Genomic DNA, 15,907 nt, shown 5'->3' with positions numbered 1-15,907 from the left:
AACATATATGAGTTAATCTTCTGACTGACGCTGTTTTGTCCTAGTAAACTTGTTTGCAGGGTTTCACTTTTATCACTTTATACGCCGTCTGTTCCAGCGATGATGTGCCCAGATTATCTCGTAATACTCAACAAACTTAAGATACTTTTCAGATACATAAATTTGATGTGCCAAAAGTCCTAACGCAAGCCCTACAGCAGCTATAACAGCAGTAAAATAATCTCCAGCTATCAACGTAACAATATTTCCAATGATCAGAACAAATATGCATACGCGATTGAACTTCACTAAAAGAGCATTACAAAATACAGACCCTCTAGACACCATGAAGTTTAGATGCGTAAAACTTATAGCCAGCATACCAATAAGAACTAGATGAATTAGACCTGTCGTTCGAGCTTCATAATACGCTTCTATTAAATATGAAACTAACACTCCCACACACGCTAAACATAAAATCATTGACGTAGCTGCTAACAAAGCATGCAAAAAACCAGGAGCAAATATTTGATACTCTGGCATAGGTTTCAAAGGGCGCTTCAGTTCACGTTTAAACATTACTCCTCCCTGACAACAGCTATGGCAAGCAATTTAATATTTCCTCCAATCGCACTGCCTGTAAAACTCAAGCCTGCAGCCAATGCATCCTTTATCTGAAGAAGCGTTGTCTTCCGGATAGCCGCATTGGAGTATCGACGTTCAATTTGACCAGCACGTTCCATCACTCTTAACGTTCTATTTGAAATACCCGGAACATTAGACCGAGCAATTTCGCGTGAAAGTCGTCTCCGCTCTTGACGGCTGAGCCCCTCTAAGGATTTTCTAATCGGAATACCGTTGGCTTTAAGCAACTTTATTCCTTTAATAGTTATAAGGCCTGCAGCAGTAGCGCCCGCTAACGATATAACATCTAGTGCCATCATGGTATTTTGATACCACTCCTCACTATCAAGGTTATCATTTACCTGTGGGTCTATAACCTCATTACGAGTTCGCAGTACGCCATTCATACATTGAGCCATACCAGCAACTGTTGCACCATATGCAACCGCAGTTATAATGCCTGACGATCCTCCAGTAAAGGGAACTGCCGAACCTGAACTAACTATAACCACCCACCCAAGCACAGCACCACCACAGGCAACTGCCGTACCAGTGGCTTCATAAATCAAGCGGTTTTCTCGATTGTTGTCTCTTACTTCAGCAATATAAGCGTCAGCAGTGTAACTTCTGGGCGGTTCACGAAGGATTACATTAACAGGCTTTATGGAGCAAATCGGTTCAAAATCCCGTAATGTAACTACGATTCCACGACTATCGATAAAAATGACACCCGCACCTATAAGGTCAGGGTCTTCATCAATAATCTTAAACAGTTTTTGTTCGTTTAAATTTGTCGACAAACGATTACGCAATGCGCGTTGATCAAATGAAGTTTGTACAGGTAAGAGAGAGATTGCCATTAGCGATTCCTTATCCGTGGAATGTGAGAGTATTGCCCTAACAGGGTATTCATATAATGAATGCTGATTATGATAGCCAAAGCTTTTGGCCATGTAAAACAAATCATACGATCAGTTTTTTTTTCGAAAACCACTGTTTAACTAAGGAACTACCCACTACTCAAAACCCAAAAAAAGCTTATTGATCAATATCACTTAGCATCATCGAATACCCCGCTCGATAATCAAGGTAACGCCAAACAAACCCCGTCTCTTTAAGCCTCTGATGGCGAATGCGCTTACTCTCACGCTGAACAGGTGTTGGCACTTTGGCCTCCACACCCAAGACCTCCTGTAACCAACTCAATACTTCATGCAAGCTAGCAGGACAGGTATCAGTCAGATTATACGACGTGGCGATCAAGTCTCCGCGATGGCGACAATTAATCAGATGCATCACCGCACGCGCCGCATCCTCGATATGAATTCGATTTGTATAAATAGGAGGCTCTGCTGAAGGTAGAAAACCTTGACGCGCTTGATTTAATAGGAAATATCGCCCAGGACCATATAGGCCAGAAGGGCGTAACAACGTGACAGGCTGAGATTGAGCAAGCCAGTAGTTTTCGGCCTCTAACAAAGCACGCGCGGTTTCTCGTGTGGGATTACGCTCAGACATCTCATCAACCCATTCTCCACCCGACTGACCGTACACTCCCGTCGATGAAATTAACCAGACATGCGCTTGCGGGGCTATTTTTTTAAGTGCGTTGACAGCCTGTTTTGCGACTTCCATATACGCCTGTTGATACGCCGCAACACTCGAATCTGAAGGCGAAAGGCACAGTACCACATCTTCTGGCGGGCTTGGTAAATCCGGCCATGGGCTCGCCGCATCCTGTTGAATCAACTGAACCCCTACAGGCGCCTCAGCACCACGGCGCATCCCTTGTACATCTAAGCCCTGCTCAACGGCTAGAGAAGCAATACGCCCGCCTAAATCACCAAGGCCAACGACTAAGAGTGTTTTTCTCTGCATTTTGGTTCCTTTTATTAAACAAAAACTTCGTATTTGTTAAGGGGTTTTGTCGCTTACAATTGAGTATACTTTTTCAATTAAGATAGATTGTACTATTCGGAGCCTTAATGCCCTTAATTCTTATGATATTACTGTTATTTTCTTTGCATCTACATGCAGCCCCCCCTGTTCGTATCGCAGCGGCAGCCGATTTACAGTTAGCGCTTCCGAATATTGAAAAAGTCTTTAAAGAAACTCACCCCGATAGCAACATCAGCATTACCTTCGGCTCTTCCGGCGTATTTACCAGCCAATTACGCCAAGGGGCGCCCTTCGAATTATTTTTCTCGGCCAATTCTGATTTTGTCCAATTGCTTTATAATGAAGGCCACACCCTTGATGCAGGTACTCGCTATGCATTTGGTAGATTAGCGTTTTACACGCAAGAATCCCTAGTGGCTGACTCAGCATCAGAGGCCATCACCTTATGGCATCAACAGGCCCGCTCTAGCCATAAACTCTCAATTGCCAACCCACAACATGCGCCCTATGGCATGGCTGCAATCGATTGGCTACAGCGTTGGTCACTTGAAGAACAGCTAAAACCTAGGCTTGTCTTAGGTGAAAATGCAGCACAATCCGTTCAGTTTGTTTTGTCTGGAGCCGCTCGAAGTGGGGTCGTTGCTTGGCCTTTGTTGGCCAGCCGACAAGATTTGCCTGGCCTCGCTTGGTTAATCCCTGAGTCAGAACACATCCCGCTTGAGCAAAAGATGGTATTAATGAAAAATGCTGGCCCAACGGCTCAAAGGTTTTATCATTTTATGCAGACAGAGACAGCTAAAAAAATACTGATTGATCATGGTTTTGGAGCACCTTAATGGAACTCCAAGCGCTTGAAATTTCCTTCAGATTGGCGATTTTTACAAGCCTATTGCTTCTGCCCATCGGCATCACACTTGGACGTTTTATTGCATGGAGCCATCGGCCTTGGGTGCCTGTACTGCAAAGTCTAATTTTCCTGCCTTTGGTCTTACCCCCCACGGTGCTCGGCTACTACTTCCTAGTGGCTTTTTCCGGTCAAGCCCCCCTGGGCAGTCTTTGGGAAACTCTTTTTAATAAGTCACTTAACTTTAGCTTTGAAGGCTTACTCATCGCATCAATCATCGCCAACCTCCCCTTTTCTGTACAGCCTATACAGCATGCATTCAGTGGTATTGACCGAGATCTTCGTGACGCCGCCCGAACCTGTGGTCTTAATCCTTGGCAGGCATTTTTCAAAATTGAACTACCACTCATTTGGCCGGGCGTAGCGGGAGCATTTGTATTAACCTTTGCTCATACTTTGGGAGAGTTTGGTGTCGTGTTAATGGTTGGAGGCAATTTATCAGGAGAAACACGAACCCTATCCATTGCCATATATGATCAAGTGCAAGCGTTTAATCTCGATGCAGCTGGTCAGATGGCACTCGTGCTACTCGCTCTCGCCTTTGTAAGTTTACTGCTGCTCCAAGGCCTTGGGCAGTTTCGTCAACGGAGAAAGGTATGACGCTCGGACTGCATCTGGACTTCAACCTCGAATCCTGCGGTAAGATTCCCTTAAAGGCCAAGCTCCACATTCAACCTAAAGAACTTGTTGCGCTGCTTGGCCCATCCGGAAGCGGCAAAACAACACTGCTAAGAAGCCTAGCGGGTTTGCACACTGAGGTAACAGGTCATATCCAAAGCGGAAATATAGAGTGGTTTGATAGCGCTAAGAAAATTCAACTCAAACCAGAGCAACGTTCGCTCGGCATTGTCTTTCAGAACTATGCGCTCTTTCCCCATTTAACTGCATTGCAAAACGTGATGCTTCCGTTATTTAAACTCTCAAAGCGGGACGCAAACCAAAAAGCACTGGACTGGTTAGCACGTGTGCATTTATCCGGTCTTGAGTTGCGTAAACCTCATGAACTATCAGGTGGTCAACGCCAGCGAGTCGCATTGGCACGCGCCTTGGTAGCTGAGCCACGTCTCCTATTGCTTGACGAACCTTTTTCCGCTGTGGATCAAGCAACACGCCATAAATTACGACGTGAGCTGGCGCTGCTACGCCATCAAATTGAAGCGCCCACATTGCTAGTGACACATGATCTTGAGGAAGCCCTGCAGTTAGCGGATCGCATCTGTGTGCTCCATCACGGCCAAATTTTGCAAGTTGCCACACCCAATGAGCTGATGAGCCATCCAACGAGTCCGACAGTGGCGCGCCTTCTTGGCATGCATAATCTATTTAAGGGTATCGTTAAGGACGTTACAAAGCCCAAAATAACCGTAGACTGGTGTGGGAAAACGCTTTGCATTGCCACTCAAACAGTCTACAAAGTGGGCCAAACAATTGAATGGATGGCAACACCTCATAGTTTGATTTTACACCGTCCCGATAGACCGTCTAATGGCGACAAAGAAAACCCGATTGAGGGGCGGATTGAAGAGCTCGTTATACTAGGCCCGCATGTCAGCATCAGCGTGCGCCCAACACATGCACCAGAGCTCCCCCTGCGCTTTTTTATTCCACGTCATTTTGTCGAACGGCAAGACCTGCGCATTGGTATGCCTATTTTTGTATCTTTGCTAGAAGATCAACTGCACATCTTTGATTAAGACATCTTGCTGTACATCACAATGCTCAGTGCAGCGAGTCACCTCGTTTAAACCTTGTTCACCATAAGGCGGCTTGATAAAACCCACAACCCTCTATAAGATTCATTCAATATGAATCTTATAGACATCAAGCCATGACTATCTTGCAATCAAACCTCTCTCCTTTATTGGGCTATGCATTTCGCCCTTTTTTCCTGCTCACAGCTTTTTATGCGTGTCTTTCGGTGATGGGATGGATGGGATTTTTATTTGCTGGATGGCCCATTGAATCAAAGTGGCTACCTTTTTATTGGCACAGCCATGAAATGATCTATGGAACGGTGACCGCTGCAATTGCTGGTTTTCTATTAACGGCCGTGACGAATTGGACAGGTGCCCCTCCTCTAAGAGGATGGGGACTTCTGGGAATGATCTTACTTTGGGTAAGTGGCCGAATCGCAATATGGTTTTCGTTTAGTGTACCAAGCGTATGGGTCGCCATTATTGACTTGGCTTTTTTACCCGTATTGGCAACCTATCTAGCCGTTATTTTACTTCGTTATAACAATCGCAAAAATTTAGTCTTGGTTCTCATACTGGCCTTATTATTTACAGGCAACTTACTGATGCATTTGGGTGTTATCAGAGAAAGCAGCCTATTGCTTCATAAGGGTGAACATCTAGGCTTCAATCTTATTGTTTTGCTGATGGCGCTGATTTCAGGACGTATCACACCCGCATTTTCAGCCAACTGGTTAAGAAGTCACGGACAAGATCCAGATCAGGTCATTCGCTCAGTGTGGATTGATCGCATTGCCTTGGGGTCGATTGCACTTCTCATTCCACTTGATATGTTGGCAGTACCCAATGAGGTTTCGCACTGGGTTATTCTCATCGCGGCCATTGCCAACACAACACGTCTATTATTATGGAAAGGCTGGCGGGTGAGGAAAGAGCCATTATTGTGGATTCTCCATTTGGGGTATTTTTGGATCGCTTTGGGGCTGTGCGTTCGGTGGGGTTTATTGCATCAAAACACTCTACCTTCAAGCCTTTGGATCCATACACTTGGTGTCGGAGCAATGGGGACTTTACTACTTGGCGTCATGACACGAGTTGCAATGGGTCATACCGGCCGACCTTTAAAATTGGTCCGCTTCGGTTTATGGATATACCTGTTAATTTTTCTTTCAACTATCTTACGTTTGGGTGTAGCCTCTGGCAGTGTTCATTACTCTGGGGGGATGTTGTTTGCTGCATTTTCTTGGGTTTTGGCATTTGGATTATTCTTTGTACTCTATTGGAATATTTTAAGCCGTCCTAGAGCCGATGGTCGTCCTGGATAATGTGAGATAAGCATGCATATTACTCGCTACACTGACTACTCATTAAGAGTCCTGATCTTTGTTGCCTTAAAAAAAAATGAGTTGACCACCATTAAAGAGATTGCAGATGCCTATGGCATATCGAAAAGCCATTTAATGAAAGTCGTTCAAGAACTGAGTAATAAAGGTTACTTAGAAGCGATTCGAGGAAAAAATGGTGGCTTACGTTTAAGTGGTAAGCCTGAGGACATCAATTTAGGCCACTTAGTCCGAGATACAGAGCAAGACCTTGCTTTAGTTGAATGCTTTAATCCTGAGTCAAGTCTGAATAAGGGCTGCTTAATCAGCCCAACCTGTGAATTAAAGTTAATTTTTGCTAAGGCGCTTGAGTCTTTCTTTTCAGTGTTAGATCAATACACCTTAGCCGATTTAATACCGACAAGCCGATCAAAAGAGCTCATCCAGATTTTAAAAATCTGCTAGTTTTGGGGGCCTATTTCAAGAAGAGAAAACAACCCCCTTTCGATCTGAAACAAGCACTGACAAAGGCTGTGGTTTGGATATCAAATAGCCTTGAATGAAATCACAGCCTATCGCTGAAATGAGCTCGGCCTGCTCGGTTGTTTCGACTCCTTCCGCAACGACTTGAATACCCAACTTGTGTGCCATCAGGACCATCGCTTCGCAAAGCGCCAATGTATCTGAGCCGACTTTGAGGGTCGAGATGAAGCACTGATCAATTTTGAAGTAGTCAATATCATATTGATAAATATAAGCAAGTGACGAATAACCAGTTCCAAAATCATCCAGTGCCACGTGCATACCATGATCCCTAAACACCATCAATTTTTTGATGGTTTCACAGTTCGGATCCAGCATCACACCTTCAGTAATCTCAACAATGATGTCATTGCAGGACAGATTATGGGCATTGAGTAGATGAACCCACTGCGTCAGCTGTGTTTCCTCATGTGCAAACTGTATCGGGGAGACATTAATACTGACTTGAAAGCCATCGTCGTATGCGCTTTTTAAGGCAGGTAGATCCTGACACACTTGATCGAACACACGTTGGCCAATCGCTATAATCAATCCGCATTCTTCGGCAAGAGGAATAAATTCTGCTGGACTAATCAAGCCTTTTTCAGGGTGGAGCCACCGAACCAAGGCTTCAGCTTTAGTGATCCGCTGCAATTGACAGTCAAAGATGGGCTGATAATAGACGACCAGCTCGGTTTCAATTGCGTCACGTAGATCGGCAATCAATTCACGCTTATGCAATATGGCTTCTCGCATCGCCGGATCGAAGTATCTATGCCGATTGCGTCCATCTCGCTTGGCGGTAAACATTGCCTGATCAGCCGACTTAAGGAGTTCTTCAACACAACCTGCGTCTGCAGGGTAAGAGGCAATTCCAATACTTGTGGTTACAAAAAGGCGGTGCTCATGGACGTGAATCGGCTCTGCCAGCAGCTTCAATATCTGGTGACAAAAATCGTCTAATGACACAGCATAGTCATGACGTGTCAGTACGACAGTAAATTCATCGTCTCCTAGCCTGGCCAGAAGATCAGGTGCCTTGACGACCCCTTTCAGCCTTCCGGCCACCTCACACAGCACTTTGTCGCCGGTTTCATGACCAAGCGTATCATTAATATCCTTGAAGTTATCGAGATCAAGCAGCAACAAATCCAGGTGTACACCCCCTTGCTTTGCATGATGGATGGCTTCAGAAAGCTGATAGTTAAGCAAATAGCGGTTGGGCAATTCGGTGAGAGAGTCGTTATTGGCCTGAATCCAAATTTGACGTTCAGCTTCAAGACGTGTTTCAGCCATCTGCTCGAACTGCCGCTTCAACTGAACCAGCTCAATGACGCCTTCATTCACCCTGTCGGGTTCGAAAATACCACGCTGTAGTTTACGACTCGCAGCAGTCAATGCCTCAATGGGTTTTAAAACCCCACGTTTTAGGACATGAGAGGCGACCCAGAAAAGCCCTAGCATCACCAATGAGAACGACAACAATGACATGTAGAAACGCTGATTGATTCGATTTAGCACAGCATCTGTCGGAACACCAATGGTCAAAGAAAATGACTCTTTATCATTATTATGTAACAGTGGAAGCCTGTATTGCATCCGCCGGATACCATCATCCCCTAACAACACCTCGGCCTGATTGTAACTATTGGACTGGGCCATCAATCGACCCAATGCATCTGGATCGGCAGGGTAATTGGCAACCAGCGTGTCTAAACTGTCGGTGATAAACGCCGTACTCAACTCTGGCAAATTGCTGGACTCAAGATACTGCGTCCACCAAGCCAGCGAAACAACAGCTACTGCAACGCCTCTCACTGCATCGGTGGCCGTATCGATAACTGGATAGCCGAAATTAATGCTTGTGGTATTCGCTGCGCGATCAAGCTGGTAGGTCCCAATTGAAAAAGTCCGCTGGGTCAGTGCCTCTTGGAAATAGGGGCGATCAAATACATTGACCGAGCGATTCAAAGGATGAGCGTTACACAACAGATCACCGTTGGCTAGCGGCACTCCGATATTCACATACAGCGGATTGAGCTTAACAATCTTTGATAAAAATTCACTGCAAGCCGACCCAACTGGGTTTTGCAATTCAGGTAGTTTTACGAGATATGTCAGGTAGGTTTCGGTATCGGAGAGTATCTTGGATTGCAGTCCTGCAACGTCTTTAGCCGTTATCTCAACTTGCTGCTTAAGCGAGTGAAGCGCTTGTTGTCGGCTCTCTAGCATATCGGCCGTAATTGCAAAATAGCCCGGTAGTGTTATGAGGCCAACCAGCAATGAAAGACGGTTTCTTAGTGACCTGATCAATGCTGGAGACCCTCGGCTGAATGAATTTTGACTCACCCATCAAATTTCATGTATTAGATTCAACACCTACGCTATTTTGTTATCAGTTCAAATGTCTATCGAAAGATATGACGCGATGCCGCATTTGTCAAATCAGCCTTTTCAAAGAGTTCTAACGAGACTTTGCTGTTCGTTGCTTGTACTGAGCTTGGCAATATCCGCGTTCCACTGCAGAACTTCTCAGTTTAAGATGCTTTGTTTTTCGGCCACTGACTCGTGTTCGCCAAAGTTCAAAGCTGTTACGTTTTAGGTTTTTACGCATCAACTTTATAACATCGTCTTCAGCTAAACCAAAGTTTAGCTGAATTGCTTCAAAGGGGGTTCTATCTTCCCATGCCATCTCTATAACACGGGACTCTTCAATCAGATTCATATGTCCATCTCATCCAACGTTAGCGCAAGTAGTCAAACAAGCTCAGATTCTGTACGCGAGCAAAGGTGGCTTGGGAGGCTTGCAACGTCACTTCTGCCATTTTAAATTCAGTGATCGCAGTAGCATAATCAAGATCTTGGATACTTGATAGAGCAGTTTTTGTGAAAAGTGTAAACTCTTCATTCGAGGATTCTACACGATCCAATGCATTTTGGCGTGCGCCCAATGCCGTCCGCGCTTCAAGATTACGCTCAGCGGCTGTGACGAAATCATCTAAGGTTTTCGCCGTCATTTCTGCGAGCTCTTTAGCATTTTCAGGAGTTCTAGGGCGTTCCAGAATTTCAGCAAAATCCAATGCGACATCAATCAAGCTTTTTTGCTCACTGCGGACGTTCAACACGACATCGGCCTGAGGATTGGTCGCTAGGTTTAATGCGGGTGTAGGCTGTTGTAACTCAATCTTTAAGCCCTCAATCGCTATTTCAACCGGAAAATCGGTATCAGACAGATTCTCCACTTCAGCAACCAAATTTCCTCCACTGTCGCGAAGGCGATAGGCATATTCATTCGCAGGCGCATCTGCCGTCAGTTCCAGCGACAATTGTAAATCACGAAGGCCTGCGCTAAAGCTTCTAAAACGATCTTCGTCTGCTGCATTGTCAAAACCCACAGAGGCTACCATATCTCTGGCCTCTCCTTCAGGTTTTACCACCAAACGACGACCGACGGCTTCGAATAACAACTCGCCAGAGTCATTCGACGGTACCAACAAATCACTAGAGACTTGTATCATCCGTTGACCGCCATCACCATTGAACTGATAACGACCATCGGGTTGCAGTTCATAGGGTTTAGTCAGACCTTTGCTGCCTGAAAAGAGATACTCACCTTGCGAGTCTTTGGTATTCATTAAGCTCGCAGAATAGCTAGCCATTTCCCTCAGTTCTTTAGCAACAGTGGTTCGATCACTGTCACTTAAGCCTGCATTACCCGCTTGAATGGTGAGTTCTCGCATGCGATCTAACGCAAAATTAATATCAGTCAGAATCGTCTCTTCAAGTTCAAGCCGTCTTCGCGTCACATCAATATTGGTTTTAAATTTATCATACTGAGCCAATTCACGCTCTAGCTTAACAATCTGTGCAGCAGCCACAGGATCATCTGATGGCTTAAGCACACGCTTAGCCGCAGAAATTTGCTCCTGAGTCTTCGACAAAGTTTGCTGGTTGCGCTGCATATTGTTAATAGCATTGGAGAACTGTTGTTGAGTGGCAATACGCATTATAGGCTCCTATTACACAACGCTCAGCAGTGAGTCAAACAAAGTCTGCGAGGCACGAATTAACTGTGCAGAGGCTTGATAAGCTTGCTGATACTGTATCAATTTAGCCGCCTCTTCATCTAGATTCACACCTGATACACTCGCACGAGCATTCATGGTGGATTCCAGCACTGAGCGGCTCGAACGGAAATTAATCTGGGCAACTGAGGTTTCAGTGCCCACTTTGGAGACCATACTTCCGTATATATCTTGAAAGGATTGCGTATTGATCATTCCTTTTTGCTGCAAGCCTGACATCAACAATGCGTTGCGGTTGTCCGACACTCCATCAGTGTTGTAGTCAAACGAAAAACGATCACCAGATTTAGGCTGATTGTTAATACGCACATTATAGCCATCCAGTTCAATCACCACTCCTGGAGTAAACGCTTGTCCCACCAGCGGCCCGTCACCTAAATCCAATGCTTGTGGATTGTTTGGATCAGACATGTCAAAGACACTGAACGTCAAGGGCTCTGTGTTCGAAAAACGCACTTCAACGGGAGGTTGTAAACTTTTCTTTACCGAGAAGCTAGTCGCATTTATATCTGTGATTTCAACGGTCGCAACGCCTGTTCCCGTATTGTCCTGAGGTGCCTCTACACGAATCGGCGATGCCAAAGCCAATTGACGGCCGCTTGTTAATTCAGTACGAATATCACTGGCGCCCGTTGCCACGGGTTGAATCAAGAATGTATCACCCGGCCTCATCGGTGTTGTGGTGGTTAAGTTGGCTCTAAATCCATCCAACGCCACAACCAAGGTTTCAGAGTTCGCGTCAATATAATAGCTGCCCTCTGTCACATCTGAAGGTGAAGCCACGCTGGTCATATCACTGAGTGAAAATACGCGCCCATCTGACTCACGTTTGATCGTGGCCACTGCATCCAATCCAACCACTAAGGTGTAATCACTCGCCTTCAACTTCGTTGCATCCGTAATAATTACACTTCCTGCAGAGAGGTCGCTGTCATTCGTTCGTTTCGCAGTAATTCGCTGTTGAGTTAATGAGGCGTCATTAATATTTTTAAACAGATTTCCACCGAGATTACCGTCTAGATCCATACCCATCTTGTGCTGATCATTCATAGAACCTGCAACCAAGATTGCAATCCGCCCTAATTCTTGCTGAGCGGGTTCCAGTATTTTTTCACGATACTCAATTAATCCACCTAGTTTGCCTCGGCTGATTTGATTGGATAAATCAGATGGACGACCCGCTATTGATAAGCTTAGTTGATACTGATCAGAGTTCGGATCACCTCGAGTGGCCGTTAATACATTTGCGCTGTTACCGATGACTAAAGGTAAGCCACTGCCAATAAAAATACTGTATTCATCTCGTCCTTGGTCGACAACGGACACATCCATATATTCGGACAGTTTGATAACCATTTCATCGCGCTGATCCTTTAACTCATTTGCCGGACGATTCGCAGCACTCGCCAAACGAATTTTTTCGTTCATATCCGCAATATTTGCGGCGATAGAAGATACTTCTTGCGAGTACACCACCATTTGATCATTGATGGTCTGATTCTGGCGAAGTAAAGAGTCGCTTAATTCACTGAAGCGCTGTGTTAAACCGCGCGCTTCGGCTAAAAACACTTCACGATTGGGTAAGGAAATAGGATCGTCCACCACGTTTTGCATGGCTTTGAAATAGTTATCCAACGCCGTTGATACACTGCTAGTGCTGCTCGCCAAACGGTTATCGATTTCATCGGCCATAAGCGTAAAGGTTTGTGCATAGGAGGCAGACGACGTATCAGACCACAATTGACGGGTTAAAAATTGATCCGTAATCCGTTGTATATCAGTAACCTGAACACCCATCTGATTATCACGAGTGGACTGGTTGGTCACTTGACGGTTATAGCCAGGAGTATTAACGTTAGCAATGTTCTGACCAATGACCGACAATGCGGATTGATTGGCTCTGATACTCTGCAAGCCCAGATTTAACAAATTAGATGACATTTTCTACTCCTGATGGAATTTCAGCTCAAACGCGCGAGGTAACGCTTCCGTCCATACCCTTGTGTGTATATCGGCCAAAGGTCAACCTTCTTGAGTATCAATATTGGCTCTTGCCATCACACTGCCTGAATATATCTGTTCAATTTTCTTCGCGTAAGCTGGGTCTGTCGCATAACCCGCCGCCTGCAACTCTCTTAGATAGGCTGAAGGATTAGAGGTATTTTGCAACGCCTGTTGATAACGGGGATTGGTTTTTAAAAAATCCACATAATCCCTGAAGCTTTCTTCATAGTTAGCATAGGATCTAAACGACGCCATTTCACGTTGTGCCTGGCCTTGGCGATACTCTAGGGTCGAGACTGACACCCTATCCCCATCCCAACGGCGATCCGCTTTGATATTGAATAGATTATGACTGCCTTCAATCACGAACCGTCCCCAACCTGTTTCTAACGCCGCTTGCGCTAACAACACTTTAGGGTCAACGCCCAAATCCTTCGCGACATTTTCAGCTAAGGGTAAGAGTGCTGAAACAAATTCATCCGGTGAGTTAAAACGCTGAGGGAGATTTTCTGCCAGATCGCTTGTTTTAGACGCTTGACTCGATATTGTCGGCTCAGCATCCTTGATGGCTTTCGCCGTTTCAGAAGATACCGTACCCCCACCACTCGCATGAGTATGGGCCTTACCTAAGACAGCAGATGCGGCTAAACGAGCCGTCGCATCAACGGCAGTGTTTAACATGCGCTCAGTATCTGTCTTTATCTGAGCGGGTGATTTGTCATCATCGTCTTTCTGATTGCGCAAATCACCGACTTGGCTCAACTGACGTACCATAATCTCGGCCAGTCCTAATCGACTGTTTTGAGACAAATCCAGTGTCATTTGCTGGTCATACATATCCTGATAGAAACGTGTGTTATTACCATTAAAGGGATTGTCTTCAGCAAAACTTGCATTCGCATCACGCATACTTTTTAGCATCATGCTTAAAAAGATTTGCTCGAACTGTTGTGCCACCTCTTTAAGCGCCGCCTCTTTATCGCCGCTGGCTTTACGACGTAAATCATTCAGCTGATTCAGCTCTGTGTAGAACTGAGGCGATTGCGCTTGAACAGGCTTGCTGCTATCCATTTTAAATAACCACTAATTCTGCTCTTAAAGCACCCGCTTGTTTCAGGGCTTCAAGAATTGCCATTAAGTCACCGGGGGCTGCGCCAACATTATTAACCGCTTCCACGATATCCTGTAAAGACGCACCAGGCGCAAACTCAAACATACGGCCAGAACCTTCATCAATCTCTATGCCAGTACGGGGGGTAACAACAGTACGCCCACGTGCCAAGGGATCTGGCTGATCTACATCAAACTCTTCCGTGATGGTGACAGTTAAACCGCCATGCGTTATGGCCACCGGCGACACGCGAACATGCTGACCTATGACAATTGTACCTGTTCGCGAGTTAATGATCACTTTAGCGGTTTCTTGCGCTGTTTCAATGGGTAAATTTTCAAGTACGGACAAGAAAGTCACACGCTGGGAGGCATCTCGCGGAGCACGAACACGTATAGATGCTGAATCCAATGCAGCTGCAACCTCAGGCCCTAGTAAGCCATTAATCTGTTCAGCGACGCGACGTGCAGTTGTAAAATCTGGACTGTGCAAATTTAAGGTTAAACTGTCTCCCTGACCAAAGCCGCTGGCAACTTCGCGCTCCACTGATGCACCGTTCGGGATACGCCCAACGCTTGGAACATTCACCGACAAACGCGAACCATCACGGCCTTCTGCACCAAATCCAGCAACAATTAAGTTTCCCTGAGCAATTGCATAGACTTGCCCATCAGCGCCCTTAAGAGGAGCCATCAATAAAGATCCGCCCCTCAAACTCTTAGCATCACCAATTGTAGAAACGGTAATATCAATCGTTTGACCCGGTTTTGCAAAAGGGGGTAAATCCGCATGGATTGCTACTGCGGCAATATTTTTTGAGTTAGGGTTAATATTAGGCGGGATTGCGACGCCGAAATTATTGAGCATGTTACGAAAGGTCTGTGAGGTAAAGTTCGTTTTATCCCCAGTACCATCTAACCCCACGACAAGACCATAACCTACTAATTGGTTATTTCGCACCCCTGACACAGACACCAAGTCTTTTAAACGAGCAGTATTTGCCATCGCTGTTTGGATACTTAGGCTTAACACCAAACAAAGTATCATTATGAATCGCATCGTCGTCTCCTTAGAAAGGCATTAATGCACTAATAAAAAAGCGTGAAAGCCAGCCCATTACGTTAACATCGGCTGTCGCTCCGGTCCCACTGTAGGTAATACGCGCATCGGCTAAACGAGTCGACTCGATCGTATTATCTGGCTTTATATCTTGCGGCCTGACCAAACCACTGACTCGAATGTACTCATCACCTTGATTCAGGGTTAACCATTTTTCACCACGAACGAGCATCACGCCATTTGGGTAGATCTCTTGCACGGATACAGTAATATTGCCACTAAGGCGATTGCTCATATCTGAGGAGGAATCACCATCAAAAGTACTTCCGCCACTGATGCCCGCTGACAAAGGACGACCAAAAATGGATAAAGGCTCGCCCATTATAGTAGGAGCCGCCACGTTCACATCAGAGCTTTTGTCCAGAGATGTACTAGAGCTCTTAGATGACTGAGTCCGCTCGGTTAAATCGATGGTTAAAATATCGCCGACTCGATGTGCTCGACCATCGCCGTAGAGGTTCATGCTTGTTGAAGGATTATAAATTGCACCATTTATTGGCTTAGGTGTTTCCAGTGATGCCATTGGAATGGGCGCATAATAAGGATTATCTGGCTTAGGTGCTTTTGTTACGCAGCCAGACACCATCCATGCTGCAGACACTACCAAGCCCAGTCGAGTTAAGTGTTTCATTATCCCCCTCCTC

The 15,907-nt window shown here is 45.6% G+C and carries 15 protein-coding genes; 5 read left to right on the top strand and 10 right to left on the bottom strand.

Features of this window, described 5'->3' with window-relative positions:
- Positions 1–72: 72 nt before the first annotated feature.
- The 3 genes from DN062_RS00730 to DN062_RS00720 all read right to left on the bottom strand — a co-directional run bounded on the left by DN062_RS00730 (position 73) and on the right by DN062_RS00720 (position 2,481).
- On the bottom strand, positions 73–558 hold the full coding sequence (locus DN062_RS00730) for a hypothetical protein (RefSeq protein ID WP_112156636.1): 486 nt from the start codon (positions 556–558) through the stop codon (positions 73–75).
- Positions 558–1,463 carry an Ssp4 family T6SS effector gene (locus DN062_RS00725; RefSeq protein WP_112156635.1) on the bottom strand — a complete coding sequence of 302 codons (906 nt, stop codon included), beginning with the start codon at positions 1,461–1,463 and terminating at the stop codon, positions 558–560. The genes DN062_RS00730 and DN062_RS00725 overlap by 1 nt, the downstream gene beginning before the upstream one ends.
- A 178-nt stretch (positions 1,464–1,641) precedes the next feature.
- Positions 1,642–2,481, bottom strand: a complete 840-nt coding sequence (locus tag DN062_RS00720) for a Rossmann-fold NAD(P)-binding domain-containing protein (protein ID WP_112156634.1) — start codon at positions 2,479–2,481, stop codon at positions 1,642–1,644.
- 107 nt (positions 2,482–2,588) lie between these two features.
- On the opposite strand from DN062_RS00720, the gene modA reads away from it, so the two are divergent.
- The 5 genes from modA to DN062_RS00695 all read left to right on the top strand — a co-directional run bounded on the left by modA (position 2,589) and on the right by DN062_RS00695 (position 6,887).
- Positions 2,589–3,338, top strand: a complete 750-nt coding sequence (gene modA / locus DN062_RS00715; RefSeq protein WP_112156633.1) for a molybdate ABC transporter substrate-binding protein — start codon at positions 2,589–2,591, stop codon at positions 3,336–3,338.
- Complete coding sequence (modB, locus tag DN062_RS00710) at positions 3,338–4,006, top strand: molybdate ABC transporter permease subunit (RefSeq protein WP_112156632.1); 669 nt, start codon at positions 3,338–3,340, stop codon at positions 4,004–4,006. Before modA ends, modB begins: the two co-directional genes overlap by 1 nt.
- A complete protein-coding gene (locus tag DN062_RS00705) occupies positions 4,003–5,100 on the top strand; it encodes an ABC transporter ATP-binding protein (protein ID WP_112156631.1) in 1,098 nt (365 codons plus the stop codon). Before modB ends, DN062_RS00705 begins: the two co-directional genes overlap by 4 nt.
- Positions 5,101–5,234: 134 nt before the next feature.
- The gene (locus DN062_RS00700) at positions 5,235–6,425 is read left to right on the top strand and encodes an NnrS family protein (protein WP_112156630.1); all 1,191 of its coding nucleotides are present in this window, start codon (positions 5,235–5,237) and stop codon (positions 6,423–6,425) included.
- 12 nt (positions 6,426–6,437) lie between these two features.
- Positions 6,438–6,887, top strand: coding sequence for an RrF2 family transcriptional regulator (locus DN062_RS00695; RefSeq protein WP_112156629.1), 450 nt, complete (start codon positions 6,438–6,440; stop codon positions 6,885–6,887).
- 15 nt (positions 6,888–6,902) lie between these two features.
- On the opposite strand, the gene DN062_RS00690 is transcribed toward DN062_RS00695, so the two are convergent.
- The 7 genes from DN062_RS00690 to flgH form a co-directional block, all read right to left on the bottom strand.
- On the bottom strand, positions 6,903–9,257 hold the full coding sequence (locus tag DN062_RS00690) for a bifunctional diguanylate cyclase/phosphodiesterase (RefSeq protein ID WP_133256728.1): 2,355 nt from the start codon (positions 9,255–9,257) through the stop codon (positions 6,903–6,905).
- Between the two features lie 151 nt (positions 9,258–9,408).
- Complete coding sequence (locus DN062_RS00685; RefSeq protein ID WP_112156627.1) at positions 9,409–9,669, bottom strand: TIGR03643 family protein; 261 nt, start codon at positions 9,667–9,669, stop codon at positions 9,409–9,411.
- Positions 9,670–9,688: 19 nt separating this feature from the next.
- The gene (flgL, locus tag DN062_RS00680; RefSeq protein WP_112156626.1) at positions 9,689–10,951 is read right to left on the bottom strand and encodes a flagellar hook-associated protein FlgL; all 1,263 of its coding nucleotides are present in this window, start codon (positions 10,949–10,951) and stop codon (positions 9,689–9,691) included.
- Between the two features lie 12 nt (positions 10,952–10,963).
- Positions 10,964–12,970, bottom strand: a complete 2,007-nt coding sequence (gene flgK, locus DN062_RS00675; protein WP_112156625.1) for a flagellar hook-associated protein FlgK — start codon at positions 12,968–12,970, stop codon at positions 10,964–10,966.
- 81 nt (positions 12,971–13,051) lie between these two features.
- The gene (gene flgJ / locus DN062_RS00670; protein ID WP_112156624.1) at positions 13,052–14,104 is read right to left on the bottom strand and encodes a flagellar assembly peptidoglycan hydrolase FlgJ; all 1,053 of its coding nucleotides are present in this window, start codon (positions 14,102–14,104) and stop codon (positions 13,052–13,054) included.
- 1 nt (position 14,105) lies between these two features.
- Positions 14,106–15,191: a flagellar basal body P-ring protein FlgI gene (locus DN062_RS00665; protein WP_275668088.1), complete on the bottom strand. Its 1,086-nt coding sequence runs from the start codon at positions 15,189–15,191 to the stop codon at positions 14,106–14,108.
- Between the two features lie 22 nt (positions 15,192–15,213).
- Entirely contained in the window at positions 15,214–15,894 is a 681-nt protein-coding gene (gene flgH / locus DN062_RS00660; RefSeq protein WP_112156622.1) for a flagellar basal body L-ring protein FlgH, read from the bottom strand.
- Positions 15,895–15,907 lie beyond the last annotated feature (13 nt).

Origin of the sequence: Nitrincola tibetensis, from assembly GCF_003284585.1 — a bacterium.
Lineage (GTDB): Bacteria > Pseudomonadota > Gammaproteobacteria > Pseudomonadales > Balneatricaceae > Nitrincola > Nitrincola tibetensis.
The sequence above is the reverse complement of the archived record's forward strand: the minus strand, read 5'-3'. Positions and strand labels throughout refer to the sequence as shown.

Coding starts and splice junctions, on each gene's coding strand:
- DN062_RS00730 (WP_112156636.1), bottom strand. CDS start 558: ATGTTTAAACGTGAACTGAAGCGCCCTTTGAAACCTATGCCAGAGTAT.
- DN062_RS00725 (WP_112156635.1), bottom strand. CDS start 1,463: ATGGCAATCTCTCTCTTACCTGTACAAACTTCATTTGATCAACGCGCA.
- DN062_RS00720 (WP_112156634.1), bottom strand. CDS start 2,481: ATGCAGAGAAAAACACTCTTAGTCGTTGGCCTTGGTGATTTAGGCGGG.
- modA (WP_112156633.1), top strand. CDS start 2,589: ATGCCCTTAATTCTTATGATATTACTGTTATTTTCTTTGCATCTACAT.
- modB (WP_112156632.1), top strand. CDS start 3,338: ATGGAACTCCAAGCGCTTGAAATTTCCTTCAGATTGGCGATTTTTACA.
- DN062_RS00705 (WP_112156631.1), top strand. CDS start 4,003: ATGACGCTCGGACTGCATCTGGACTTCAACCTCGAATCCTGCGGTAAG.
- DN062_RS00700 (WP_112156630.1), top strand. CDS start 5,235: ATGACTATCTTGCAATCAAACCTCTCTCCTTTATTGGGCTATGCATTT.
- DN062_RS00695 (WP_112156629.1), top strand. CDS start 6,438: ATGCATATTACTCGCTACACTGACTACTCATTAAGAGTCCTGATCTTT.
- DN062_RS00685 (WP_112156627.1), bottom strand. CDS start 9,669: ATGAATCTGATTGAAGAGTCCCGTGTTATAGAGATGGCATGGGAAGAT.
- flgL (WP_112156626.1), bottom strand. CDS start 10,951: ATGCGTATTGCCACTCAACAACAGTTCTCCAATGCTATTAACAATATG.
- flgK (WP_112156625.1), bottom strand. CDS start 12,970: ATGTCATCTAATTTGTTAAATCTGGGCTTGCAGAGTATCAGAGCCAAT.
- flgJ (WP_112156624.1), bottom strand. CDS start 14,104: ATGGATAGCAGCAAGCCTGTTCAAGCGCAATCGCCTCAGTTCTACACA.
- DN062_RS00665 (WP_275668088.1), bottom strand. CDS start 15,191: ATGATACTTTGTTTGGTGTTAAGCCTAAGTATCCAAACAGCGATGGCA.
- flgH (WP_112156622.1), bottom strand. CDS start 15,894: ATGAAACACTTAACTCGACTGGGCTTGGTAGTGTCTGCAGCATGGATG.